Here is a 24535-nt window from a genome sequence, read left to right on the forward strand (position 1 = left end):
GTTAGCCGTACAAATACAGTCAGGAGTTTGCAGTGAAGAAGTTATTTGCGGTTTTTACCCTGGTCGGAATGCTGCTTTCGGGGTGTGTGTATGTTGACATGAATGTGGAGAATAAGCCCTCACCGGGAGTAGACTTCAGCAAACTTAAGACCTTCGGCTTCAAGAAGCGCAGTGAGACACGCAAGGATCTTGAAGCCGTACTGCTCAATTCCGCAAAGCTGGAACTGCAATCCAAGGGTTTCGTATTCGATGCTGATAACCCTGACTTTCTGGTCATGGTCGGTTTCGGTTCAAAAGCTTTTGTTGAACGAGGCGTTACCTACAGGAGAGATGCTGTTGAGTACGATTTCATAAGCAAAAGCTATTCTGAAATAGGGGTAAATCAGGCCCCGGATGCAACCAGACAGGACAACACTGTCCGGGTTTACCTGCTGACTGCGGATAAGACTTATCTCTGGAAGGGTACAGCATCCAGCGTGGACTTTGAAGGAGTCGGTGTGGTCGGTAAGTGTCTGGTCAAGGGCGCATTGGAGAAGTTCCCTGCTGCTGATGGACAGTATCGCGCAAAATTCAATGTGAACGACTGCCAGTGACCGGCTGGGCATATAAGTTTTTTCGAGCCCCCGGAGTTGATCCGGGGGCTTTCTTTTTTGGCTGAACTCAAAATATCTTGACTTTTCAGAATTGCTTTGGCAGTTTTCGATCACTATATAACAATATTTTTATATAAGTAAATTGTGTTGTATTAGCCTATGAAAGAAGAAATTGGAGAATCAGATTATGCAAGTGGCAAGAAATATTAAAAAGTCCGGTCAATTTTTTTCGTTTGAATTTTTCCCGCCTAAAGACAAGGCAACCTGGCCGGCATTTATGGAAAAAGCCGGACGGCTGGCGGAGCTTGGTCCTCTATTCTCATCAGTGACCTACGGGGCCGGGGGTACTTCGCATGACAATTCCCTTGAAATATGCGGAGTTCTTAAAAAGGATCTGGGTATTGATATTCTTGCCCACCTAACCTGCGTGGGGGCCAGCGAAGATTCCATCGACAGATTTATCGGCAATCTCGCCGAAAGCGGGGTCACGGATATTCTTGCTCTGGGTGGAGACGGTATTGCGGACGGAAATGCTCAGAGCCGGTTTGCCCATGCCTCTGATCTAGTCGAATATGTGGATTCCAGATTTTCGGATGTCGGAATAGGTGTAGCCGGTTATCCCGGCGGGCATCCGGATTCACCTTCAATTGCACAGGACCTCAATTGGCATAGCGGCAAGATTTCACGCGGCGCGGATTTCACCATGACCCAGCTGTTTTTTGATAACCGCCAGTATTTTGATTACGTAGACCGTCTAGCAGAGCTTGGCTGTGCGGCCCCGGTTATTCCCGGAGTATTGCCGATCCAATCCCTGTCATCCCTGCGGAGGATTATGTCTCTGTGCGGAGCTGCAATTCCCGGCGATCTATATTGTGGAGTTGAAAAAGCCTTCAACGACGGTGGAGACGAGGCGGTAATGGAATTCGGTTTTGAATTTGCGCGCCGCCAGATTGCAGGGCTTCTTGATAAGGGCGCTCCGGGCGTTCATATTTACACCCTGAACAGGGCCTCCATGTGCGAACGGCTGGTGGGTAATCTCAGGCAGGATGGATATTTCTGTTAGGAGAACTCCGGCAGCTGGTGGAAAACTTTTACTTTTTTCTCCAGCCGCCGGAGGCCTAAACACGTTCTAAAGGAATCCTTTGAAGGATTCGGCAATGCTTGCAGCGGTTTTAACTCTTGCCGGGGCGTTTTCGATAATGAAGGGCAGAATTTTGTCCGAATAGTCGCTCAGGCCGGAAAGCAGGGATGAGCTGAGTCCCTTGGACGAAGGAGATGCAACGAACTCCTTGATTTCCTTGTACAGGGTTTTGGCCTCGGTTACGGACTCGTTGCCGGAAGTGTAGGCGGTGGAAGCGTGGTCGTATACTTTCCTGGCTTTATCGAAACTGCTCGGGTCGGTTATTATATCGGTCAGCTTTGAGGAAAGTGAAGAATCGGTTGTAGCGGAATCCATGCTCTCGGAGAAGGCCACCATTTTTACCAGTCTGGTGAAACCGGACTCGGACTCAATCGAACCCAGTTCCGAGGTAAGTCCTGACGCTGAACTTGGGCTGAGCAGGCTCATGGTCGCTGTCTGGGCGTCCACAAGGTTTTCGGTGGAATCGGAAAAACCGGAATATACGTTTTTAGCCCTGCTGAGCAGGCTTGTTCCTTCTGCGGCGCTTTGGGCTGTTTCAGCTGAGGATGAAAGATCACTCAGGCTGAAAGCGTGGGCCGGGGTAAGCTGCATAAGCAGGCAGGACAGGGCCAGAACCAGTGTTAACAGGGTATGTTTTTTTTTCATGGATAGATCTCCCTCTTTTTAGATTATGAGTGACTATACACGAGGGGAATTTTTTTTACCATTAGAAAGCTCTGGTTGAGCACAGCTTGCTGCTCTAATGCATTATTAATTCCGCTTATAGATAGATAATTGGTAGCAGGAAAGAGAGTATTCCCCACATCAGAAAGACCAGTGGAATTCCAACCTTCATGAATTCTGCAAAAGTGTACTCCCCGGCATTCATGACCAGCAGGTTTGTTTTGTAGGCCATGGGTGTTGCAAAGCTGAGGTTGGCACCGAAGAGCACCGCAAGGACAAATGGTTCTGCCGGTTGCCCAAGTTGGTTGGCGATCGAAATTGCTATGGGGGTTCCAATTACAGCTGTGGCGTTGTTGGATATTATGTTGGTAAACAGGGCCATGAGAAGGATGAGGCCGCTGATCACGAATGAAGGGGAGGCCTGTCCGCTCAAGCTGACAAAGAGTGTTCCCAGATAATCGGCAGCACCGGTGATCAGCATTGCGGTGCCAAGTGCCAGACTTGTTACCACTATCAGTATCACCTGTGCGCTCAGAGCTCGGGTTGCATCGCGCCATGTCTGGCATCCTGTCAGGATCATGAGCAGAGCACCACACGGGGCACTGATCGCAATGGGAAGCAGTCCGAATGCGGCAACCAGAATGATTCCCAGCATGATCCCCATCGCCAGCGGGGCTTTGCTTGAATAAGGGAGGTCCATGGTTGAGTCAAGGACCAGCACCTGGTTGCTTTTTTTCAGTTCTGAAATTTTATCTCTGGGCCCCTGTACCAGAAGTATGTCTCCCACCTGTAGTCTTATACTACTCAATTTATCAAATATTCTGCGAAACCTGATCCCGTAACGGTGTATGGCAAGTGTTATCAGCCCGAAACGCTCTGTGAAGCGGTAGTTGTCCAGAGTTGTCCCGTTAAGTGGAGATCCCTGGAAAACCACTAGCTCTGCAATTTGCTGGTCACCTGCCTCGAGTACGTGTTCTTCGTCCACTGGAGTATCGGAAGATCCTACGGGGTATAAGGTTCCCTTCAGGATTTTTTCGAATTCTTTCAATCGGTCCGGGGTATCGCTGATGACCAGATGGTCTCCGGCCTGGAGGATTGCGCCAGGATCAAGGTAGATAGGTCTTCCTTCACCTCTTTCGAGCGATGACACGGACATTGTGCCTTCAGTCATCTCCAGAGCTTTGGAAAGCGGTTGTCCGTCGAGTACACTCCCTTCTGGGATTTCAAGATGGGCGGTGAAGATTCGCGGTGAACAATCTTCCAGTGAGATGTTTCTTTTGGTGATGAGCTTGGGAGCTATGAGCCACAGGTATGCTATTCCGACTCCCCCGGCTATGGCGGCTGGCATTACAAAGTCGAACATGCCGAAGCTCGGTACTCCCATCTCTGAAGCAACGGTTACGACAAGAAGGTTCGTGGATGTTCCTATTGTGGTGGCTGTTCCTCCAAGCAGCGTTGAAAACCCCATCGGCATCAGTATGGATGATGCTGTATTGTTTGTTTTGAGAGACACGCTTATGAGGACAGGCAGCAGAAGAACCACTACGGGCACATTGTTTACAAATGCGCTGACAAAAGCTCCGAGAAGCAGCGTCAGAAGGAAAGAAAGAGAGGGATTGTTCTTCCAAATTCTGGAAAGAATTCTACCCAGCGGGTCGAGTGATCCGGTCCTCAGTATTCCCTGTCCCGCAACCATAAGGGCACAAACCGCGATTAATGCTTCGTTGCCGAATCCATAAAAAAAATTAACCGCTCGAAAAGTTATTCCGTCTTTTTCGAAAGGAAATAGTTCAAAACCGATGGTCAGGGACAGCAGAATAAGTAAGCTGGAGGTTTCAAGAGGAGTTTTCTCCCTGCTGAAAAGTACAAGGGCAATGGCAGTCAGGATAAGGACCGCTACGGCGTGTTCGTTGGGAGGGTATGGCAGGACCATTTTCTGAACTCCATGATGGTGGGACCATCAAGATAATTTTATGATAATTCACTATTTGTATCATCATATATTACGTCGGCAGGAGTGCAAATAAAATAGTATAGTTCCAGCGTGAGATTAGAATATCGCAGATACTGCCGGGTAGTGCAGGGAATTGGTGAGCGTAGAATGGAGACGCGGACAAACCGCAGAAAAAGAAAAAAGCCGCAATCTTAATGACTGCGGCTTTTTAACTTGCAGGATGGTGCCGAAGAGAAGACTCGAACTTCCACGGGGGAACCCCCACTAGACCCTGAACCTAGCGTGTCTACCAATTCCACCACTTCGGCACGGCGAGAATCTGTATATGGATATGCAGACGCTTTTGCAAGAACTTTCTGTGTTAAAATTCAAATAAACTGGTCATGGTGGTGAATCCGGCAATGATCGGGGCTATCCGGGGCAGCATCAAGGGAGAACAGGTGTCGATATATACAGAAATGCTTTCTAATTGTGGATGTTGTCCACAACTGTTATATAGACCCAAACCGCAAAAAAATGGGGGAATTCAATGGACCCGTCTTCTCTGATACCTGAAGCAATCGGCATATCTGTCCCTCCGGTGTGGCCGGTCACGCTGTCGATAATCACATTTTCCGTGCATCTGCTGCTGATGAACGCCGTTTTCGGCGGAACAGCCATTGTCTTTATTCACTCCCTGTCAGGGGGAAGCGAGATTTCGCGCAACCTGTCCCGCAAGCTGCCGACACTGCTGGCTCTTGCAATCAATGCCGGGGTTCCTCCCCTGCTGTTCCTGCAGGCGGTGTACGGGCAGTTCAGTTATGTGTCTTCCATACTTATGGCGGTCTTCTGGCTGGCGGTCATCGGGGCTCTCATCAGTGGATATTACGGGCTGTACTACCATAATTACCGTTATGAAAAACTTGGTTCATCCGGGCGCAGGTATATCATGCTGGCAGTGTTGAGCATGATCTCCTACATCGGTTTCATGCTTTCCAATAAGATGACCCTCATGCTGCGCCCCGAGGTCTGGCCGCAGTATTTCAGCGATCCCAACGGTTTTATTCTCAATCTCGGAGATCCGGTCCTTATTCCCAGGTTCATGCATTTTGTTATTTCAGCCTTTGCCGTAGGCGGGCTGGTGGTGGCCGTTACCGGTTACCGGAACGGGACTCAAAGTTTCATCGACTGCGGCATGAAGTGGTTTTACCGCTCAACTCTGGTCAACATTTTCATGGGATTATGGTTTCTTGTCGCGCTTCCGAAGGACGTTATGCGGATCTTCATGGGGCAGAATATGACGGCTACCGTTCTGCTTGCTGTCGGCCTCGCGGCAACATTGGTGATGCTCCATTCCGGATTTACCCGCAATGTCCGTGTCGCCGTTCTTTCGACCGTTACAATTGTGCCGGTAATGGCCACCATGCGCCATCTGGTCCGGCAGCAGTACCTGTCACCTTATTTCACACTTGATACCGCCCCGGTCTCCGGCCAGTGGCAGCCATTAATGCTGTTTGTCGGCGCCATTGCTGTCGGCTGTTGCTGCATCCTCTACATGATCAGACTCATGCTCAGGGCTGAAAGGAGTTAACGATGGAATATCCAATCTGGCATCTGACAACTTTCGGCGGCGGTTTCTGGATTGCGCTGGTTGCCACCCTGCATGTTTTCGTGGCCCAGTTTGCAGTTGGCGGCGGCCTTTTTCTGGTTGTGGCCGAAAAAATGGCTTATCGGACAGAATCTTCCGAACTGCTTGATTACGTTAAGAAGCATTCCAAGTTTTTCCTGCTCCTGACCATGGTATTCGGCGGCGGGTCCGGTGTGGCCCTCTGGTTCACCATGGCTCTGCTCAGCCCGCAGGGGACTATTGTGCTTGTCCGTGAATTTCTCTTCGCCTGGGCAACAGAGTGGGTCTGGTTTGTGGGTGAAATTGTGGCCCTGCTCATCTATTATTATTACTGGGACCGCATGAAACGTGAGGACCATGTCAAAATCGGCTGGTTCTATTTCCTGTTTGCATGGCTGTCCCTTTTCACCATCAACGGGGTTATCTCCTTCATGCTCACTCCCGGCAACTGGGTGGAAACCCGCAGTTTTTGGGATGCCATATTCAACCCCACATTCTGGCCGGCCCTGTTTTTCCGTGCAGCTCTCTGCGTAATGCTGGCCGGTCTGTTCGGCTTTGTGACTGCAGCCATGCTCAAGGGGGAGGATATCCGCTGCCTGATGGTCCGTTTCTGCGGGCTCTGGACGCTGGTCGGTCTGCTTCTGGTTCTACCGTTCGGTTACTGGTATCTGGCAGCCATTCCGGCTGAGCAGGCCATGCAGGTTATGTACAAGTCGCAACGCGTAGCTTTTTTTATAAAAATGTTCCTGTATACCGCTCCGGTAATTCTTGCCGGAGGACTGTTCATGTCCGTCTGCGTACCCCGCAGGGTCAATTTTACTTCTGCGGTGGTTCTGCTGCTGCTTTCCCTTGTTTTCTACGGCTCCTTTGAATTCACACGTGAAGCCGGCAGAAAGCCCTATGTAGTCTGGAACGATGTCTACTCCACCAATATCACGGTCAAGCAGGCCCGCGAACTGGCCGGCAAGTCGATTCTGCAGAATTCCAAATGGGTTCCGCAGGAGCTGCGGGAAATTACCGATAAAAACCGCATGAAAGCCGGGGAATGGCTCTACCAGATGCAGTGCGCACCGTGTCATTCCATAAACGGTCCCATGAATGATATTGTTCCCCGCACGGCCAAGTATACTGCAGCCGGATTGGATGCGTTCATATCCGGTATGGGCAGGCTCAACAGATACATGCCCGAGTTTATCGGCATTGCCCCGGAACGTTTGGCTCTTGCCGAATACATTGCATCCCTCAGTCCGGGAGAAAATCCGGAACTTCCTGAACCTCCGCAGGACGGTGTTGCCCCCGGACAATTCGAGCCTGAACAGAAGTATGTGCTGATGGCCTGGCCGCTCGAAGGCTTGCGGCTGCTCATAGAAAAGGACCGGGAAATGCTGGTCACGGACAAGGGCAGCGTTGTGCGTGCTCAGCTTCTGCTGCGCGGCGATCCGCCTGAAGTGGTCACCGAAGACGTGAAAATTATCTGCACACCGCAAGGATCTGAAGAAAAATATGAACTTGAAGCCGCGGATGGATTTTTCCAGTCTCCGGCCATTGAGGTCTATCCTTACAATATCGACGGCTATCAGCCGCTTCCTCCGGTTGAGGTCAGGGCGTACGACAGCGAAGGACAGCTGCTGGCTGAGACAACGATTGTCCTGCCTGTCTCCACCCGTCCGGGCTGCAACAACTGTCATGGCGGAGGCTGGGACAGGCCCGGTCAGGGAGGGCTTTCCTCCAAAACCGTTACCGACATCGTTTCCGTCCATGATCGTGATAACCACACCGATTTCAAATCGCGTATCAAGGGCGGGGAAATCATTGATTGCCTTGCCTGCCATGATGGTGACATGCAGCTTGACCTTTCGGCTGCATTGCACGGTTTCCATGCGGTGTATCTGTCCGGCAAAGATAACGGAGCCTGCATGATGTGCCATCCGCAGGAGAGCCTGCGCGGGCTGCATCGCGATATCGGCATGGAGTGCGTCAACTGTCACGGCAGCATGGAGAATCATGCCCTTGCGCTGCTCAAGGCCGAAGGCGGCAAGCCTGCAGCGGAAAAGCTGATTTCACTGGTTATGCCCGCTGATTTTGATCTTGAGGAAATCAATCCCCGGACTCCGTGGGTTCAGCAGCCGGACTGCCTGACCTGCCACGTGGAGTTCGGTGCTCCGGATACAGATTCGGCATTCAATGTCTGGACCGATCGCAAGGAAGGTCTCTTCCGCAACCGTAAGGATGAAATGGGAGCGGTGATGTGTGCGGCCTGTCATAATGCGCCGCATGCCGTGTTCCCGGCTGTCGACGAGCGTGATAACCTGCGTGCGTTGCAGTACATGAAAGAAGCAAAACCCGTCGGGGCAGGGGGAACCTGCACCGTCTGTCACGAGGATGATATGGGCTATCCGGCACACCATCCCGGCATGGGGTTGGAATAGTGATGCCTCCGGCGGCTGGGGAAGGAAAACTTTTGCAAAAGTTTTCCTTCCCCAGACCCCATCCTTTCAAAACCTTTTAACATGGCTTCGCCGCTTGGGTCCGTTTGACCGGGGTTTTAGAACGTTAGTTCCTGCATTCTGGATACACATAGTTTTTGCTGTGGTATTTGAATCGGTTGTCAGGGCTATTTCGGTATCTTAATGGTAGTCCAAAAAAGATCAGGCCGTAATATCCTTTTCGGATATTACGGCCTGATTTATATGACAATCTGCCTTGGTCCGGCGAAACCTTGTTAACCTTCTTTCAATTCGTTCTGCCAGTCTAGGGGCGAAGCCTGATAAAAGGTTTTGAAAGGGATTCCAAAGGGAAAACTTTTGCAAAAGTTTTCCCTTTGGCCGCCGGAGGCATAATTAAGCGCGTTTAAGCAGCGGACGTTCGTTCTTGGCGGTTGGGGTGTTCACAGAGCGCATGATGTTATCGTAATCACCTGCGGGCACGGTGAAGGTGGACTGACGTCCCTGAATCTGCACGTGCTGGATGCGAACGGGGTTGATGCGTGCGCGGCGGCAGATCATATCCACTAGCTTGCGCGGGGTCATTCCGTGTGCACGGCCGACGAAAGCGGTCAGGCGTACACGGCCGCGGGCGTTGTTCTTGGAACACTCGTCGATGACCTTGTAGCTGCGTTTGTCGAGCACGCTGCCCTGTGAATGCTGGAGCAGTGCGGCGACGACTTCTTCGGGTTCGGCATTATCGAGCAGTTCGCTGGCGAGCGGCAGGTAGGAAAGATGGTTGCCGCTGTTGACGATCTCGCTCAGTTCAATGCCCATGCAGGACTTCTTGACCTCGATGACTTCATCGATGGTGGGCAGGGGCTGCTTTTCAACACGCATCTGGGTGATCTTGGTGATGTAGCGCAGTTTTCCGAACTCGCGGGGGGTGATGATGGTTACGGCAACACCGCTTTTACCGGCACGACCGGTACGGCCCACGCGGTGCACGTAGCTCTGGGGGTCCTGCGGCAGGGCGAAGTTGACCACGTGTGTCAGGTCAGGCACGTCGATACCGCGTGCGGCAACGTCGGTGGCCACGAGAATCTTGCATTTGCGTTTACGGAAACGCAGCAGGATGTCTTCGCGGCGGGACTGGGAGAGGTCGCCGTGGATGGGTTCTGCGGGGTAACCGCGTTCGCCGAGTTGGCCGGCCACGTAATCGGCATCTGCGCGGGTGCGGCAGAATACAAGACCGTAGAATTCGCTCTGGGCGTCAACAACGCGGCAGAGGGCTTCAAAGCGGTCACGCTCGTTCACTTCGTGGAAAATCTGTTCGGTGAGCGGGGTTTCGTTCTTTTCAGGTTTTACGGAGATGACATCGTAATCGCCCATGAATTTCTTGGCGATGTTCATTACTTCCGGGGGCATGGTGGCGGAGAAGAGCAGGGTGCGGTGGTTGTCACCGGCACTTTCCATGATGTCGGAAACATCGTCGAGGAAGCCCATGTTGCACATTTCGTCAGCTTCATCGAGAACGAAGTTGGTTACGCGGGAAAGGTCAAGGGTTCCACGGCGGATGTGGTCGAGCACACGGCCGGGAGTTCCTACTACGATGTCTGCGCCGCGCTTGAGGGCCTTGAGCTGGGGCAGCATGGCCTGTCCGCCGTAGACGGTAGCTACGAAAATGCGGCGGTTTCCGCGGAAGGAAATGATTTCGTCCGCAACCTGCAGGGCCAGTTCGCGGGTGGGGGTCAGGACGATGGCCTGAACGTGTCCGGCTCCCTCGCGTACGTTTTCAATGATGGGCAGGCCGAAAGCTGCAGTCTTGCCGGTTCCGGTCTGTGCCTGGCCCACAATGTCCTTTTCGCCGGACAGAAGAAGCGGAATGGTTGCTTCCTGAATGGGTGTGGGGTTCTCAAAGCCTTTTTTTTCAAGTGCTTCGATGGTAGCGTCAGACAGACCGAGATTTCTGAATTTTTCCATGATGTATTTCTTATTTTATTGTTTGGATGTGTGGATACAAATTTGTATTGAAAAAGGGCAAAAAGCATAGAATCGCGCCCCTGTTCTCAGCAGGGTCGCGCTTTATCCCGTATCCGGCAGTGCCGGGCAATGTAATCTTTTTAAGCTGTAATCACTATGATGAATACGTAACAGCAAACGGAACGCGTGTTTTAGGCGGTCCGGCGGATGATTCCGGCTTGTCGGAATATCGGGGGTGACAACAAATCAAAGCCACCCCGCGTATATGTGGAGGGCTTTTCGTACCGTAATTAATGTCCGGTATTGTTTGCGGGGACCGTCCGGTCATCGCGATCTACAAAAGGCGGGAAACGCAATAGGCAGATCGTACTTTCCCTGAAACAGCAGGCTCGCCTGCATAACTGGTCCCGAATTCTCGATAAGGTTTCAGGGGGAATCGTCACATAAGGACGGAGTACGATTAAGGTACACTGCCCTTGGTTCAAATATTTGAGCGTCAAAGCTCAAAAACGACCGGATTTGGACGGACGCCACGAGCCATAAGCCTCGAAACGGTTTCTGGTCAAGGGTTTTCTTTGCAAAATCATGCGGCGGGTGGTTCTTCACGAGTGTATTTGATGGCTGATCGGCAGTTTTATGTTGTGCCGCCGGATGTGTAGGGGCTAGGATCAATGTTTGTTAACCGGCAAATATGATGAGAAATATTCAGGCAGTCCGTGTGGTGATCCGGTGTTGCCTGCTGAAGGAACAGCTGAATGTTAGAAAAAATTACTTCCTACGATCCTTATGACGTCTGGGCCACGCCGCTTTTCGGCAGGCTTAAGATGGATTACAATAACGGCCGGATTCTGAGCCGTCCCCTGCTGGTGGCCTGCTACCTGATGGATTATATCTTCCCGCTGACTACCCGTAAAGTGCTCGGCTGTCCGAAGACCCTTTCCCCGCATGTGCTGGCCCTGCATACCCTGATGGAGGGAAAGCGGATGTCTACCGTTCAGCGTGAAGCCGTTCTGGACAGGTTTGCGCAGATGAATGTGCTTGAGAACGGTTGCGGCTGGGGGCTGCCTTTCCGCTGGTACTCCAAGCATGCCGTTTACAGCGACAGGATTCCGTACATCACCCACACTCCCTACGTGATGGAGGCATTACTGGAGCTTGCCCGTGACGGGGCAGTTGCTGAGCGGTCCGTGGAGATGTTCAGTGGAACATGGAAGTTCATGGAGTCGCTGCGGATTATGGCTTCTGATGAACGGCGGCTGGCCCTTTCGTATTCATCGGAGGAGGAAGGGCGGGTCGTGAACAATGCCCAGTCATATGCCGCACTTGCCTATGCACTGCATGCCGTGCATGGAGCCCCGGAACATCGCGCACATGCTGTGGAGCGTTGCCGCAGGTTGCTTGAGTGGGGGATCCGGGAACAGCGGGAAGACGGAAGTTGGCTTTACTACGCTGATGACAGGCCGGGCAATTTCATCGATTGTTTTCATTCCTGCTTCATCATCAAGAATGTTTTCAAGGTGCTGGAACTGCTCCCGGAACTATCCAAAATGGTCGGGACAAGCATGGAACGGGCGGTCCGTTTTCTTGATGATAATTTTCTGGATCGGGACAGGCTGCTCTGCCGTCGTTTTGTGAATGAAGTCCGGCGGGATCTTTACCGCTGGGACATTTACGACCAGGCCGAATATCTGGGTGTGCTGATCGACCTCGGGCGGCTGGAAGAGGCCGGAGTTTTCCGGGAGTCTGTCCGCAGGCGTTTTTCTCGTGGCGGCAGGTGGTGGTGTCGTATCGATTACATCGGCCGCCGCTGGGGCAGGGGATTTCTGCGTTGGGGGATCATGCCCTTTCATTATCAGAGTGCCCGGCTGGATACGCTTTGCCGGGACAGGGGATAGCTTATGTGCGGAATTATCGGGATAGTGCATCCGGGAAGCGTAAAACCTGACGGGTCGGAAGGGCTCGCGGTTTCCGGGGCCATCGACCTTATAGGCCATCGCGGTCCTGACGGGCGCGGCGTGGAATCTGTCAATGTCGCCGGTCATGCGGTCGAGTTCGGGCATACTCGGCTTTCCATTCTTGATCTGTCTCCGGCCGGGGCCCAGCCCATGTTCAGCCGCGACCGCCGCTGGCTGGTGACCTTCAACGGCGAGATCTACAACCATATTTCCATTCGCGCGAATCTCGCCGGGCCGTTCCGGGGAACTTCCGACACCGAGACTCTGGTGGAGTCCCTTGCCGCATTCGGCCTGAGGCGGACCGTGGAGAAGCTCGACGGCATGTTCGCCTTTGCCGCGCTCGATACCGTGGAGGGGCGGCTGCATATCGTGCGCGATCCTTACGGCATCAAACCCGTATATTATACCGAACACGGGCCGCTGTGTTTTGCTTCGGAGATAAAGGCCCTGCTGGCATTGAGCGGTCTGGTTCCCGAACCGGATATGCAGGCCCTGCAGACTTACCTGACCCTGCGCTTTGTGCCTTCGCCGGCCACTGTTTTCAAGGGTGTGCAGAGGCTGCGTCCCGGGCATGTGCTTACATATGATCTTGCCGGGGGCAGCAGGGAAATTTCCAGTTACATCACGGAACAGAAGGACGTGTTTGCAGGAAGCCTTGCCGAGGCCTGCGACGAGTACCGCGACAGGCTGGAACAGGCGGTGCAGAGCCAGTTGCTCTCCGATGTGCCTGTCGGTGTGCTTCTTTCCGGCGGCATTGATTCGGCTCTTGTGGCGGCCATGGCGGTGCGGCACAAGCCGGGGCTGGCCGGTTTTACTGTTGGTTTTGAGAAGGGCGTTTCCGAATGCGAGATTGATGATGCGGCCCATACTGCCGCCGTGCTGGGTATGAGACATGAATATGTCCGGCTGGGAGCCGGGGACCTGCTCGATTGCGTGCAGGATGTGGCGAAGTCGGTGGAGGAGCCGCTGGGGACTACTTCCATGCTGGCCATGTGGCATCTTTCCGCTCTGGCGCGGCGGGATGTTACCGTGGTGCTTACCGGGCAGGGCAGTGATGAACCCTGGGGCGGGTATCTTCTTTATCAGGCCGAGCTGCTGCGTGGCAGGATTCCCTTTCCCTCGCTGGTGGGCGGTCTTTCCGGGCTGGTTGACCGTATCCCCCGCCTGCCTGACGCTGTCTACCGGGGTATGCACATGGTCGGCATAGCCGATGAGGCCGAACGGTTCTGTGAGGCCCGGGCTTTGTTCACTGCTGACGAACGGAAGCTGCTGACCGGAAGTCGCGACAGCGGACAGGCTGTAGCCGGAATCCGCTACTGGCTGGAGTCCCTGCGCGGGCTTGCCATGGAGTCGACCGAGAGGATGATGCGGGTTGATACGCGCATGAACCTGCCCGACGACCTGCTGCTTTACGGCGACAAGATAACCATGGCCGTGGCTCTTGAGGCCCGCGTTCCCATGCTTGATCTGCAGCTTATGAAATTTGTGAATTCCCTGCCGCTTGAATATCGGGTGCGGCTTGGGCGGCGCAAGGTTGTTCATAAGGAGATGGCCCTGCGCTACCTGCCTTCAGAAATCGTGAACCGCCCGAAGAAGGGGTTCAAGATACCCTTCGGCACATTGGCCCGGACAGACTGGAAGGATTACCTGCACAGCGTGCTGCTGGGCAACGGTGCGAAATATCTTTCAGCCATTGAACGCCGGGGTGTGCAGCTGATCTGGGACCGACACCAGAGCGGTGAGCGGGACTGCTCCCGTCAGCTTTTCGCCCTGATGATGCTGGGCTGCTGCTTTGAGGGGATGGAGTAAGTCACTGTCTCTTTACGGATGGATCAATGTTCGGGGTAACAAAGAGAGTTCATCCATTGGTAAGCACTCATTTTCAATAAAGGCAGTGACTCACCCCTCCGAATGTATGATGTGTTCCCGGCGGGAACTTTATTTTAAGGCATAAGTATGGACCACGCCCACGACATGGGCATGACAATAAGCAGGGCCGGAATCATGCTGGCAACGGGAAACTGTTTTATCCCGCAGATACGAAAGCCGGTAGCCAGCATGATGAGACCGCCGCATGCGGAGAAGTCAGCCAGCATATCAGGTGTCGTCAGAGGAAGGATCAGCGCTGATGCAAGGTAAAGCAGGGACTGGACAGTAAATTGCGGTACCACCAGCAGCCCCAGCGAATATCCCATGGTTGAAGCGAATATGGCTGCGGTGAATAGGTCCAGGATGGATTTGACAATGAGCAGGGTCGGGTCTCCGGTCATCCCCTCGCTCATGGAGCCGTAAATTCCTGTTCCGCTGACACAGAACAGAACAAGAAGTGCGACGAACTTTTCCAGAAATTCATGCTGGTTCATCGTGTCGGTCGGGGGTACTATTTTCTCCACCCACGCTTTGGCGTGTCCGGCGGCTTTCTGGATTATCCTTTCCAACTGTACGAGTTCGCCGAAAAGCGATCCCAGCACGAGAGCAAGTACAACCGGTGCAAGGAACTTTACCTTGACGATCATAGCCACGCCGAGGCCCATGGAAGCGCAGCCGAAAACCATTGGCATCTGCATGCGGATGTTGGGGTTGAGCTTCGGGCCGATCAGCGCGCCGGAAATACTTCCGGCCAGCAGACATGCTCCGTTAACATAAGGTCCAATCATATTTATTCCTCTTGTGGCCGACTACGGGGCGGACCACATTCTTTATGGAAAACAGTGCTGCAGCGCAGCCGTCCGGATCTGCCGGAAGGATTACGGATGAGTCTGTTTCATGGGTGGCAAGTCTTCAGCGTTCTGCGGTGAAACCGAATTCGACTTCCGACTTCGTATAAAACACGCGGAGGCGGTTTTCCTCGATGCGGGCCATCAGGGCTTCGTATTCAGCTGGCGTGAGAGCGATGGTGACCTGGAGGGGCTGGTCTTCGAGGTCAAAGTAGTTTTCGGAATGAAACTGTCCGTCGTGTCCGAAGCCTTCCTTGCCGGAAAACAAAGTTGCTCCGCCGACGCCTATTTTTCTGGCTTCTTCGATTATCCATCTGGCTAAGGGGATTTCTTCGTGGGTGCGATTGCGCTGGGTGAAGAAAGTTACAGAATATCCTTTTTGCATTTACTGGTGCTCCGTCATTTGTGCAGTAATCGCGGTGGCCGGAATGGTGTGCCCAGTTCCGGAATTCAAAAATGCAATTCCCTTCCGGCAGATGCCGGTACAGGATTTGTGCTGTCACTTGGGGGCATAGGGGCATTAATGGCCCGCTTTTCTGGAATTATCAGGCAGATCAGCTCGGCCGGGGGTACTCCGCTCTGCCTGAAACGTATAAACGAATGAAAAACAGTCGAAGCGGCCGGATGTCCGGCGCAATGAAGGCGTGAGTAATCCGTTTGATCCGTTTGCTGTTTCAATTATACCAGCATGGATCTATTAACAATGATCTGCGTCACTGAGAGGATTCAACCGAGCTAGAGAAGAAAGAATGGATTGGAGGAAAGTTCGTTGAACTGTACTTTGTCAAGGATTGTGATGTTGCCCCTTGATTTTGAAATAAGTCCGGCATTCTGGAGATGGGAAATAACCCGGGCAGCAGTTTCCCGGGAAACCCCGGTCAGCTCCGCAATGTCGGCATTGGTCAGGGGCAGTTCCGGGCCGATGCGCGAAGCCAGCATTGCCAGCGTGTTCATGATCCGCGTCTCGGCACTCTTGTCGATAATGTCCAGCAGACGCGTGTATGCTCCATCCAGAAGGTCACCCATTGTGCCGAGAATCCCTATGGCCACTTCAGGGTGGTTGAACACCCACTGACTGAATATGTTACATGGAATGGCAATTACAGTAGTGCGTTCTGCGACCCTTGCGGAAAAAAAGTGGGGCCGGGATTTGAAACAGACAATTGAATTGAGCGGGACTCCTTTCACTGCAATCATATAGGTGAAGTTTTTCCCGGTTGGGGATTCTTTGGACAGAACGACCCTGCCGCTCTCCACAAGATAGTAGTATGCGGAATTGTCTCCGGCGCTGAAAATATATTCCCCTTTTTCGAAATGGAATCGCTGGGCGTTTTCAGCAAGTTCGTTAAGTTCTGAGTGGTCTGCGAGATTTAAATTCAGGTCCAGCTTAAGAATTTCCAGTATTGCTGTTTCATTGGCCATATTCATATCCCGTTTTTATATTTTGCATTTATGGTGCAGCGGTTTGCCGTTCGCCGCAAATATCCAGCTGATTCTGCCGTGCTTTCCGCGATGTTCAGCGTTCTTCGCAGCAACTCTTTAAGCTGATGGATTCAGGACATCCACCTGATCAGTGGAAACGAGAATACATAATTAGTTTGCAGTTGTTGATATTTTGAAGCGGGTAAATTCATTTATGTGAAAGGATCCGGATAGGTTTTGGGCGTCGGCAGACATGTAGTTTAATATCTGTCTGGAAATTTTAATGGTTTTTGTGCGCACAAAACAGGGGGGAGAATTCGTTTGGGGTGTTTTTATTCAAAAAATACAGTCAGATATGTGTTTGTTGAGTTGTCTGGGCTCTACCTCAAAGAAAGGGGCGATGAAGAATCCTGACAAAAAGAAAGGCATACCGAACCGACTCGATATGCCCTATAAATGACCAAATTTCCTACCACAGAAAAGAGGTCAATTTATGGATCGGATTTTAATAGGTCTTCCCGATTTTGCAATCAAAAAGGTGGTTTCGTATTTTCCTATAATTCTTGAGGTAGCATGGACGGGTAAGCCCGTTTGCCCGCGATGCAGAAGTTCTTCTTTTCGTATCAAGGATACTTTCCAGCGATTCATCAAGAGCATCCCGCATAACGGTCGAGCATCGATTTTGCGAGTAAAATGCCACAAGCATCACTGCATGGGTTGCGGTCGCTATTACAACACCCACATGGACGGAATCAAGAAGTGGAGCCGTTCAACAGAGTTGCTTAAACACGAAGTTTTTCGGCAGTACAACAACGGCTCATGTAACAAGACAATTGCCCGCGAAAACGGGATCGGCGTTTCCAGCTTGGAGCGATTTTATCATCAGGTCATCGACCTGAAAGCCCGGCAACGCAGCAACTGGAAATGTCCTCGTTATCTCGGAATTGATGAACATCGTTTCACCCGTAAAGTCGGTTTTTCAACAACGTTTTGCGACCTTGCAAACAACAAGATTTTTGACATAGCTATGGGCCGTAGTGCTGCTGAATTACTCCCTTTTCTCAGGAATCTTAAAGGACGGAGTAAGGTAAAAGTAGTCTGCATCGATATGAATTCTGCTTATCGGCATATGGTCAAAACTTGGTTTCCGAATGCTCGAATTGTCTCGGATCGTTTCCACGTTATTCGGCTGGTAAACCAGCATTTCACCAAGACATGCAAGCTGATCGATGAAGAAAATATTTCATATGGTCGAGGTGGAATTATGCGGGCCATGCTGTGTCGGCAGGACCGTTTAACCGATAAAAGGAAAGATCTTTTATCCAAATATTTTGAGGTACAACCGGCTATCGAAAGTATTTACCATTTCTGCCATGAGCTTAACGATTTGCTCAGGATCAGGGCACAAAATGGTAGTAGTTGCAAAAAATACATTTTCGAATTGCTTGATAAAATCAATCAACTTCAGCAGAGTCCTTTTGCTCCGCTTAGAACGCTGGGCAGAACTCTGAACAGTTGGAAAGAGGAAGTGGCTCGAATGTTTCGCTACGGCAAAAGCAACGGAACAACCGAAGGATTTCATCGCAAGATGAAGCTTATCCAGAGGCGGGCATACGGGTTTAGAAACTTTGAAAACTATCGGCTGCGTGTGCGGGTTTTGTGCGGGTAGTCGAGATTTGAATCAACGGTTGGAAATTTGATCAGTCGGGCTTCTGCCCCTTTGTTCGGTGTAGACCCGTTGTCTGAAATTTTTGATTTAGGCAAAAAAATAGGTGTCACAGCCTGTTGGCTGTGACACCTGGAAATATGGTGCCGAAGAGAAGACTCGAACTTCCACGGGGGAACCCCCACTAGACCCTGAACCTAGCGTGTCTACCAATTCCACCACTTCGGCACGGCGAAGTCATGTATATGTATATGGAGGGGGTTTGGCAAGAACTTTTTTCAGAAAAATCCGGCTGCTGGGTATTTAAAATGAAAAAAGCCGCAATCTTGATGATTGCGGCTTTCTTGCTTGCAGGATGGTGCCGAAGAGAAGACTCGAACTTCCACGGGGGAACCCCCACTAGACCCTGAACCTAGCGTGTCTACCAATTCCACCACTTCGGCACGGCGAAAGTCTGTATATGGACATGCCGGAAATTTTGCAAGCTTTTTTTCGTGTTAAAATCCGGTTCAACCTGAAAAAGAGAGGGAGGATAAAATTTCGCCGCCCGTCCACCACTGCCGGTAGGGCAGCGGTGGACGGGCGGTTTCGGTAGGTATTTATCTATGTTGGCAGCTATTTTCTGAAATCAATGGGCACGTAGTGGCGGGTTGTTTCGCCGGTATATATCTGACGTGGACGGTTTATTCTGGTGTTGGTGTTGGTGTAATCCTCGTACCAGTGGGCGATCCAGCCGGGCATGCGGCCGATGGCGAACATCACCGGGAACATGGCGACCGGGATGCCCAGTGCGCGCAGGATGATGCCGGAATAGAAGTCCACGTTGGGGTAGAGCTTTCTTTCGATGAAGTAATCGTCGGAAAGAGCCCGTTCTTCCAGTTTCATGGCGATTTCGAGCTGGTGGTCACTGAATCCCTGGTTCAGCAGGTCGTGAGTGGCCTTCTTGAGAATTTTCGCGCGCGGGTCGAAGCTCTTGTAGATGCGATGCCCGAAGCCCATGAGGCGGCACTCTTTTTTCTTAACCTTCTCGATGTACTCATCAATGGTGAAATCGCCGTTGTTGATATGGTCGAGCATTTCGATAACCGCAGCGTTGGCTCCGCCGTGCAGTCTGCCCCAGAGAGCACAGATACCGGAAGACACGGAAGCGAATATGTTGGCCTGTGTTGATCCGACCATGCGCACGGTGGAGGTGGAGCAGTTCTGCTCGTGGTCTGCGTGCAGCTGGAAGATGAGCGAAAGTGCGTTAACAGCTTCCTTGGGCGGGTCATACTGCTTGTAGGGGATGGAGAACATCATGTGCAGGAAGTTGTGGCAGTAGCTCAGGTCCGGGTCGGGATACACAAAGCAGCGACCGATGGACTTGCGGTATGAGAAAGCCGCAATGGTCCTGACCTTGGAGATGATCTTACCCACGGAAAGGAAAAATTCCGATTTGTTTTTGATGTCGTAGAGGTCCGGGTGATAGCTGCCAAGCGCGTTGATAACCGCAGAAAGGATGGCCATGGGCTGGTTCTTGTGGGTGGGGAAGCCCTCGAAATGGTGGCGCAGGTCCTCGTGGATGAGTTCTTCCGCTGTCAGCAGGGCACTGAAACGGGTCAGGTCCTCTTTCTTGGGAAGTTCACCGAAAATGAGCAGCCATGCTGTTTCAATAAAGTTGCCGTGTTCGGCAAGCTCTTCGATGGGATAGCCGCGGTAGCGGAGAATTCCGTTTTCACCGTCAACAAAGGTGATGTTGCTGGTACAGGAACCGGTATTGGCGTAACCGGGGTCAAAGGTAATGAGTCCGCTCTGCGCTCGGAGTTGGGTGACGTCGATGCCTATTTCGCCTTCAGAGCCTTTGATTACAGGCAGTTCATATTCTTTGCCGTCGTATGATAGAATGGCTGTCTTTTGATCACTCATTTGTGATAAACCTCCGGTTAATGGGTCTGTGCGCGCTATGGATGTGTCCTGTTTTGTGGCAAAATACCGCACCGGTGTCGTCATTGGGACGCACTAATGGCGTTGATTCGCTTTATGCGGGATCCTGCGGTCCGGGTTCAAGGGGCTGATGCCTTGAAGAATTCCGGATATTTAAGCGGGCAAATTGTGGCTTTTTGAACTGGCGCTGTCCTTGTCCGTAGGTGGAGGCTGCCAGTGTAAAAGGTTATACGGCTGATTTGCTGGGAAAGACGCAGAATGCTATTTCCCGATGTTGCTGCCTTTAGTACCCAAAATCAGAAAAAAAGTCCAGTCGGCTCAAAGGCGTATAATCTTTTTAAAACAGCCTTATGATCTGCATAATATTCGTGATGCGTGCCGGTCCATGTATCTATGGAGTTTGAACTCCGTACTTTATGGAATATTTGTGCATTCGGTTATGTATGGTTCCCCTGCTGACTCCGAGGATTTTTGCCGCCCTGCTTTTGTTTCCTTCCGCGAGGTGCAGTGCCTTGATGAGCATCTGCTTTTCATCCGTAATCTCGTATGACTGCGGTGTCTCTGGCTGGCATTGACATGTGACGGGCTGGGTCTCTCCGATATGTGGGGGAAGGTGCTCGGGAAGGATCGGCCCCTTGTCCTTGACCACGACCACATATTCAAGGGTGCTTTTCAGTTCCCGGACATTGCCCGGCCAGTTGTAGGAGCTGAGTCTTTTCATTGTTTCCGGCGTAGGGCCTTCGTTCCCTGCAAGGTGCCGGTTGTTTCGTATGAAATGATCCACCAGCAGCGGCAGGTCTTCTTTGCGCTCGCGCAACGGAGGCAGGTAAACCGGAATCACGTTGATGCGGAAGAAGAAGTCCTCCCGAAATTTGTTTTCTGCGACCAGCCGATTCAGATTCTGGTTGGTAGCGGTAATCAGCCGTGCGTTCATGGACAACGGAATGTTTTCCCCAACCCTTTCGAAGCTGCGGGTTTCCAGCACCCGGAGCAGTTTGATCTGAATCGGCAGCGGCACATCGCCGATTTCATCCAGAAACAGGTCGCCGTCAGCAGCTTCTTCAAAACGGCCCTTGCGGTGTCGGACGGCACCGGTAAACGCCCCTTTTACATGACCGAACAGTTCACTTTCGAGCAGGGATTCGTTCAGTGCCGCGCAGTTCAACTGCACGAATGGTTTTTCACTGCGCGGTCCAAGCTGGTGAATGGCCTGTGCAGCCAGTTCCTTGCCGGTGCCTGATTCTCCGTAAATAATTACCGGTGCATCGCTGCGGGCCGCTTTCTCCAGCAATTCATAAACCCTGTGCATGGCGTGTGAATTGCCCACAAATCCGCAGAAGTTGCCGTCTCCCTGGCTTATCCTGTGTGAAAGTTCCTGTATTTTAAGTTCCTTGCGGTCAAGTTCGCTGATGTCGGTGAGCGTTTCGACCGCTCCCAGTGTGTTGCCGTTTTCATCCTGAAGCAGGGAGGCATTTTTGATTACATGCAGGTAGCTTCCGTCTTTTCTGGTTATATGGCAGTTTTTGCTGTTCTTGATCTTTTTTTCAAATATCCCGCACCAATGTCCTGCAGACTGCTCCCGGACAATGCGGCAGGCGTCGCAGCCTAGTACCGAGCAGGGCTGGTTGATCAGGTCTTCCTTGGAAAAACCCGTCATGCGCAGCAGTGCGTCATTGACCAGCAGGATGCTTCCGTCCGGGCGGACTATCAGGAGTCCGTCATTCATGGTGTTGACTACTTCCCGCAGGTACAGGTTGATTTTATTTTCTGTCATTTTGGTGTTATCTGCAATTTATGTTCAAATTTTGAACACTTTTATCATATGTTTAAACAAGTGTCTAATAAACATGTGCGCTGGAATGCGCCTGATGTCAGGATAACAATATTAAACGTCACGAAAAACAGCACATATAGGGGTGTTTTTGTGCTAAAGCTAAAACAGGCACGTTTTCTGCTCTACTTTTGTTCCTCTAGCAGAACATAACCAAACCATGATCGGAAACTGAGTGGGTATCAGGAGTAATATGACAGCGAGAAAGAACAGAATATCGAGACGGAATTTTCTAAAGGGAATGGGGGCAGGAAGTGCTGCCGTGCTTTTACCTGTCGGCGGAGCTGCGGCCGCCTCCGGTGAGGATGAGGAACTTTGTACTTTGCTTGATCTTTCCAGGTGTGTCGGATGCGGAGAATGTGTGGCCGCCTGTCACGAATCCAACAGGGCCAAGTATCCTGACCCGAAGAAGCCGTTCCCGGAAATGTACCCGACCACAAGGGCCAAGGTTGAGGACTGGTCGGACAAGACCGATGTCGAGGACAGGCTGACCCCCTACAACTGGCTTTACATACAGACCGCAGAAGTCGAATATGGCGGCGAAAACTATGAAATAAATATCCCCCGGCGCTGCCTGCACTGCCGTAACGCCCCCTGTGCCAATCTCTGTCCGTGGGGTGCGGCTGCAAGGCAGAAGAACGGCATCGTGCGGATTTTTGATAATGTGTGCCTTGGCGGGTCCAAGTGCCGGGCGGTATGCCCCTGGCACATTCCTCAGCGCCAGACGGGAGTAGGATTATATTTAAGGCTGCTGCCTAATTTTGCCGGTAACGGGGTCATGTACAAGTGTGACCGCTGTTACAACCGTATTGCTGACGGAAAGCTGCCGGCCTGTATCGAAGTCTGTCCGGAAAATGTACAGAGCATAGGTCCGCGCAGTGAGATCCTGGCAAAGGCCCGTGAACTGGCTGAAAAGAATAACTGGTTCATGTACGGGGAAAAGGAAAACGGAGGAACAAATACAATCTACCTTTCACCCGTCCCGTTTGAAGTTCTCACTAAAGCTGTGGATAAGGGCCCCGGAAAGCCAGGATTGGGACCCGTTGCAGACTCCATGGCGGATGAAGAGAAACTTGCCTATGCCGTGGGGGTGGCCCCGTTTGCCGGTATAGCTGCAGCCCTGATCAAGGCGGGAAATTATATTTCATCCGCAGGGAGGAAGGGCAATGAATAACAGATTTATTTTACTGCTTTTCAAGGTCTCGGTGTTCTTCATGGCCCTCACCGGAATGGCCCAGATGCCAATTTTCAAGCGCTATTATATATCGGATCTTCCCGGTCTGGGCTGGCTGGCTGACTTCTACCTTACCAACAAGCTGCACTACATGTTTGCTGCGGTGCTGCTCTTTCTGTCTTTTTATCTGGTAACGGAATATCTTGTTAAGGTCCGGCCCCTGTCCAGGCTTACAACATCAGGACTTTGGCGGGCGCTGTTTTATCTGATGGTGTTCGTCACCGGAGGATTGCGCGTGCTCAAGAATCTGCCGAGCATGACGTTTGATCCTTATTTCGTAATGCTTTTTGACTGGGCACATCTTGGTTTTGCCATCCTGCTCGGAATTGTCGCCATGACAGCCTTTTTCAAGGGGCGGCTGCCTTATGTGCAGCCCGTTCATGAGGCTGCCGGAGGATACAGGGCTTAGCCTCTGCGAACCGTTCGATAATGCTGAAAGGCCGTAATATCTCGGAAGATATTACGGCCTTTATATTAACATATGTTTCTTCAAGATTGCGGATGTTTGAAATTAAGCCCGAGGAGCCTTGAATTATAATTCAGCTCAAGAGCAGCGGGCAACCCTATTTGTATACAATGGTTCCGACATGCTCTCCGCGCAGTGCGGCATGAATGTCTTCAGGGTGGCGCAGTACGTCGATGATCTGGAACTGCCTGAGGGTCTTGGCGTTCTTGAGGAACGTCAGGACCGCCCGTTCGACGATGAGATCGTCGAGGTCCATTGCAATCAGCTCGTCAACGTGGATCTTGTCGTAGAATTTGAGGGCTTCGCGATCCTTTGCTTTTTTGGGATCATCTTCATAGAGGCCCTTTTCGTCCTTGAGGAAGATAACCGATTTGGCGCCGATGTTTTCCGCCAGCAGGAAGGCTCCGGAGTCGGTGCGGTGCGGCGGGATGGAGCCCACTTCAGCCGGATGCTCGAAGAATCCGTAGGGCGGAATACCGGTGGTGATGGGCAGGTAACCAAGCTGGCAGTACATGTTGAGCTGCTCAAGATGATCGCCGTGTCCGATTTTGACGCCGCCGTGCTTGGCGAGCAGTACGGAGAGCATTTCCGCGTTCTGCCAGGAAACCTTGTCGCCGAGTTTGGAGAGCACGCCTGTGGGCATACCAAGATCAACGCCGATGTTATAGACGTGGCGGGCGCGGGTTCCGCCGCCGGTCATAAGCAGGATCTTGTGTTCGTCCTTGGCTTTGACCAACTCGTCAAGAATGGGCAGCAGTGCTTTTGCGCCGCGGTCCATGATGGACTGGCCGCCGATCTTGAGGACGTTGACGTCCGGCTGCATGTGAAAATATTCGTCCGCTTCAGTGTCGCGCAGGCATTTCTTGCCCACGAGGGATTCGCCGAGCAGTCTGGTTTCAATATGCAGGCGTCCCTTTTCTCCATCTTCCTTGATAAGTTTACCCATGTGTTTTCCTCC

At 52.0% G+C, this 24535-nt stretch carries 18 protein-coding genes and 3 tRNA genes; 9 read left to right on the forward strand and 12 right to left on the reverse strand.

Going from position 1 to position 24535, the window contains the following annotated elements:
• Positions 1 to 32 precede the first annotated feature (32 nt).
• On the forward strand, positions 33 to 593 hold the full coding sequence (locus N7E73_RS12900) for a DUF4136 domain-containing protein (protein WP_432735224.1): 561 nt from the start codon (positions 33 to 35) through the stop codon (positions 591 to 593).
• Between the two features lie 187 nt (positions 594 to 780).
• Positions 781 to 1656 (forward strand): methylenetetrahydrofolate reductase, encoded by an 876-nt coding sequence (locus N7E73_RS12905; RefSeq protein WP_432735226.1) that lies wholly within the window; start codon positions 781 to 783, stop codon positions 1654 to 1656.
• Positions 1657 to 1722: 66 nt separating this feature from the next.
• Here the strand turns inward: N7E73_RS12905 and N7E73_RS12910 are convergent, their stop codons facing one another.
• From N7E73_RS12910 to N7E73_RS12920, 3 genes are all read right to left on the reverse strand, one after another.
• A complete protein-coding gene (locus tag N7E73_RS12910; RefSeq protein WP_432735228.1) occupies positions 1723 to 2379 on the reverse strand; it encodes a hypothetical protein in 657 nt (218 codons plus the stop codon).
• Between the two features lie 115 nt (positions 2380 to 2494).
• Positions 2495 to 4330 carry an SLC13 family permease gene (locus N7E73_RS12915; RefSeq protein ID WP_432735230.1) on the reverse strand — a complete coding sequence of 612 codons (1836 nt, stop codon included), beginning with the start codon at positions 4328 to 4330 and terminating at the stop codon, positions 2495 to 2497.
• 242 nt (positions 4331 to 4572) lie between these two features.
• Positions 4573 to 4659, reverse strand: a tRNA-Leu gene (locus tag N7E73_RS12920).
• Positions 4660 to 4880: 221 nt separating this feature from the next.
• Between N7E73_RS12920 and N7E73_RS12925 the strand changes: the two genes are divergently transcribed.
• Both N7E73_RS12925 and N7E73_RS12930 read left to right on the forward strand, forming a co-directional pair.
• Positions 4881 to 5921, forward strand: a complete 1041-nt coding sequence (locus N7E73_RS12925) for a hypothetical protein (protein WP_432735232.1) — start codon at positions 4881 to 4883, stop codon at positions 5919 to 5921.
• 2 nt (positions 5922 to 5923) lie between these two features.
• Positions 5924 to 8386 (forward strand): cytochrome ubiquinol oxidase subunit I, encoded by a 2463-nt coding sequence (locus N7E73_RS12930; RefSeq protein WP_432735234.1) that lies wholly within the window; start codon positions 5924 to 5926, stop codon positions 8384 to 8386.
• Between the two features lie 411 nt (positions 8387 to 8797).
• Here the strand turns inward: N7E73_RS12930 and N7E73_RS12935 are convergent, their stop codons facing one another.
• A complete protein-coding gene (locus N7E73_RS12935; protein WP_432735235.1) occupies positions 8798 to 10363 on the reverse strand; it encodes a DEAD/DEAH box helicase in 1566 nt (521 codons plus the stop codon).
• 755 nt (positions 10364 to 11118) lie between these two features.
• Between N7E73_RS12935 and N7E73_RS12940 the strand changes: the two genes are divergently transcribed.
• Positions 11119 to 12258, forward strand: coding sequence for a hypothetical protein (locus tag N7E73_RS12940; protein WP_432735237.1), 1140 nt, complete (start codon positions 11119 to 11121; stop codon positions 12256 to 12258).
• Positions 12259 to 12261: 3 nt separating this feature from the next.
• Positions 12262 to 14127: an asparagine synthase (glutamine-hydrolyzing) gene (asnB, locus tag N7E73_RS12945; RefSeq protein ID WP_432735239.1), complete on the forward strand. Its 1866-nt coding sequence runs from the start codon at positions 12262 to 12264 to the stop codon at positions 14125 to 14127.
• Positions 14128 to 14261: 134 nt separating this feature from the next.
• On the opposite strand, the gene N7E73_RS12950 is transcribed toward asnB, so the two are convergent.
• The 3 genes from N7E73_RS12950 to N7E73_RS12960 all read right to left on the reverse strand — a co-directional run bounded on the left by N7E73_RS12950 (position 14262) and on the right by N7E73_RS12960 (position 16457).
• Positions 14262 to 14975, reverse strand: coding sequence for a DUF554 domain-containing protein (locus tag N7E73_RS12950; protein WP_432735241.1), 714 nt, complete (start codon positions 14973 to 14975; stop codon positions 14262 to 14264).
• Between the two features lie 124 nt (positions 14976 to 15099).
• Entirely contained in the window at positions 15100 to 15420 is a 321-nt protein-coding gene (locus tag N7E73_RS12955) for a DUF190 domain-containing protein (RefSeq protein ID WP_432735243.1), read from the reverse strand.
• A gap of 350 nt (positions 15421 to 15770) precedes the next feature.
• On the reverse strand, positions 15771 to 16457 hold the full coding sequence (locus tag N7E73_RS12960) for a Crp/Fnr family transcriptional regulator (protein ID WP_432735245.1): 687 nt from the start codon (positions 16455 to 16457) through the stop codon (positions 15771 to 15773).
• A 493-nt stretch (positions 16458 to 16950) separates the two neighbouring features.
• Here N7E73_RS12960 and N7E73_RS12965 point away from each other — a divergent pair, with 493 nt between their 5' ends.
• Positions 16951 to 18126, forward strand: coding sequence for an ISL3 family transposase (locus tag N7E73_RS12965; protein ID WP_432735247.1), 1176 nt, complete (start codon positions 16951 to 16953; stop codon positions 18124 to 18126).
• A 138-nt stretch (positions 18127 to 18264) separates the two neighbouring features.
• Here N7E73_RS12965 and N7E73_RS12970 read toward each other — a convergent pair.
• From N7E73_RS12970 to N7E73_RS12985, 4 genes are all read right to left on the reverse strand, one after another.
• Positions 18265 to 18351: transfer RNA gene (locus tag N7E73_RS12970), tRNA-Leu, on the reverse strand.
• Between the two features lie 128 nt (positions 18352 to 18479).
• Positions 18480 to 18566 (reverse strand) — tRNA-Leu (locus N7E73_RS12975).
• 172 nt (positions 18567 to 18738) lie between these two features.
• On the reverse strand, positions 18739 to 20028 hold the full coding sequence (locus N7E73_RS12980; protein WP_432735249.1) for a citrate synthase: 1290 nt from the start codon (positions 20026 to 20028) through the stop codon (positions 18739 to 18741).
• A gap of 409 nt (positions 20029 to 20437) precedes the next feature.
• Positions 20438 to 21820, reverse strand: coding sequence for a sigma-54 interaction domain-containing protein (locus N7E73_RS12985; protein ID WP_432735251.1), 1383 nt, complete (start codon positions 21818 to 21820; stop codon positions 20438 to 20440).
• Positions 21821 to 22070: 250 nt separating this feature from the next.
• Between N7E73_RS12985 and N7E73_RS12990 the strand changes: the two genes are divergently transcribed.
• Together N7E73_RS12990 and N7E73_RS12995 are read left to right on the forward strand one after the other, a co-directional pair.
• The gene (locus N7E73_RS12990; protein WP_432735253.1) at positions 22071 to 23051 is read left to right on the forward strand and encodes a 4Fe-4S dicluster domain-containing protein; all 981 of its coding nucleotides are present in this window, start codon (positions 22071 to 22073) and stop codon (positions 23049 to 23051) included.
• On the forward strand, positions 23044 to 23520 hold the full coding sequence (locus tag N7E73_RS12995; RefSeq protein WP_432735255.1) for an iron-sulfur cluster-binding protein: 477 nt from the start codon (positions 23044 to 23046) through the stop codon (positions 23518 to 23520). The genes N7E73_RS12990 and N7E73_RS12995 overlap by 8 nt, the downstream gene beginning before the upstream one ends.
• 154 nt (positions 23521 to 23674) lie before the next feature.
• Here N7E73_RS12995 and N7E73_RS13000 read toward each other — a convergent pair whose 3' ends face one another.
• Entirely contained in the window at positions 23675 to 24523 is an 849-nt protein-coding gene (locus tag N7E73_RS13000) for a uridine kinase (protein ID WP_432735257.1), read from the reverse strand.
• Between the last annotated feature and the right edge of the window lie 12 nt (positions 24524 to 24535).

Origin of the sequence: Maridesulfovibrio sp. FT414 (genome assembly GCF_050916235.1) — a bacterium.
Classification (GTDB): domain Bacteria; phylum Desulfobacterota; class Desulfovibrionia; order Desulfovibrionales; family Desulfovibrionaceae; genus Maridesulfovibrio.

Bases quoted from the DNA above. Each gene is read 5' to 3' on its own strand.
- N7E73_RS12905 (WP_432735226.1), top strand. From the start codon at position 781: ATGCAAGTGGCAAGAAATATTAAAAAGTCCGGTCAATTTTTTTCGTTT.
- N7E73_RS12910 (WP_432735228.1), bottom strand. From the start codon at position 2,379: ATGAAAAAAAAACATACCCTGTTAACACTGGTTCTGGCCCTGTCCTGC.
- N7E73_RS12915 (WP_432735230.1), bottom strand. From the start codon at position 4,330: ATGGTCCTGCCATACCCTCCCAACGAACACGCCGTAGCGGTCCTTATC.
- N7E73_RS12925 (WP_432735232.1), top strand. From the start codon at position 4,881: ATGGACCCGTCTTCTCTGATACCTGAAGCAATCGGCATATCTGTCCCT.
- N7E73_RS12930 (WP_432735234.1), top strand. From the start codon at position 5,924: ATGGAATATCCAATCTGGCATCTGACAACTTTCGGCGGCGGTTTCTGG.
- N7E73_RS12935 (WP_432735235.1), bottom strand. From the start codon at position 10,363: ATGGAAAAATTCAGAAATCTCGGTCTGTCTGACGCTACCATCGAAGCA.
- N7E73_RS12940 (WP_432735237.1), top strand. From the start codon at position 11,119: ATGTTAGAAAAAATTACTTCCTACGATCCTTATGACGTCTGGGCCACG.
- asnB (WP_432735239.1), top strand. From the start codon at position 12,262: ATGTGCGGAATTATCGGGATAGTGCATCCGGGAAGCGTAAAACCTGAC.
- N7E73_RS12950 (WP_432735241.1), bottom strand. From the start codon at position 14,975: ATGATTGGACCTTATGTTAACGGAGCATGTCTGCTGGCCGGAAGTATT.
- N7E73_RS12955 (WP_432735243.1), bottom strand. From the start codon at position 15,420: ATGCAAAAAGGATATTCTGTAACTTTCTTCACCCAGCGCAATCGCACC.
- N7E73_RS12960 (WP_432735245.1), bottom strand. From the start codon at position 16,457: ATGGCCAATGAAACAGCAATACTGGAAATTCTTAAGCTGGACCTGAAT.
- N7E73_RS12965 (WP_432735247.1), top strand. From the start codon at position 16,951: ATGGATCGGATTTTAATAGGTCTTCCCGATTTTGCAATCAAAAAGGTG.
- N7E73_RS12980 (WP_432735249.1), bottom strand. From the start codon at position 20,028: ATGAGTGATCAAAAGACAGCCATTCTATCATACGACGGCAAAGAATAT.
- N7E73_RS12985 (WP_432735251.1), bottom strand. From the start codon at position 21,820: ATGACAGAAAATAAAATCAACCTGTACCTGCGGGAAGTAGTCAACACC.
- N7E73_RS12990 (WP_432735253.1), top strand. From the start codon at position 22,071: ATGACAGCGAGAAAGAACAGAATATCGAGACGGAATTTTCTAAAGGGA.
- N7E73_RS12995 (WP_432735255.1), top strand. From the start codon at position 23,044: ATGAATAACAGATTTATTTTACTGCTTTTCAAGGTCTCGGTGTTCTTC.
- N7E73_RS13000 (WP_432735257.1), bottom strand. From the start codon at position 24,523: ATGGGTAAACTTATCAAGGAAGATGGAGAAAAGGGACGCCTGCATATT.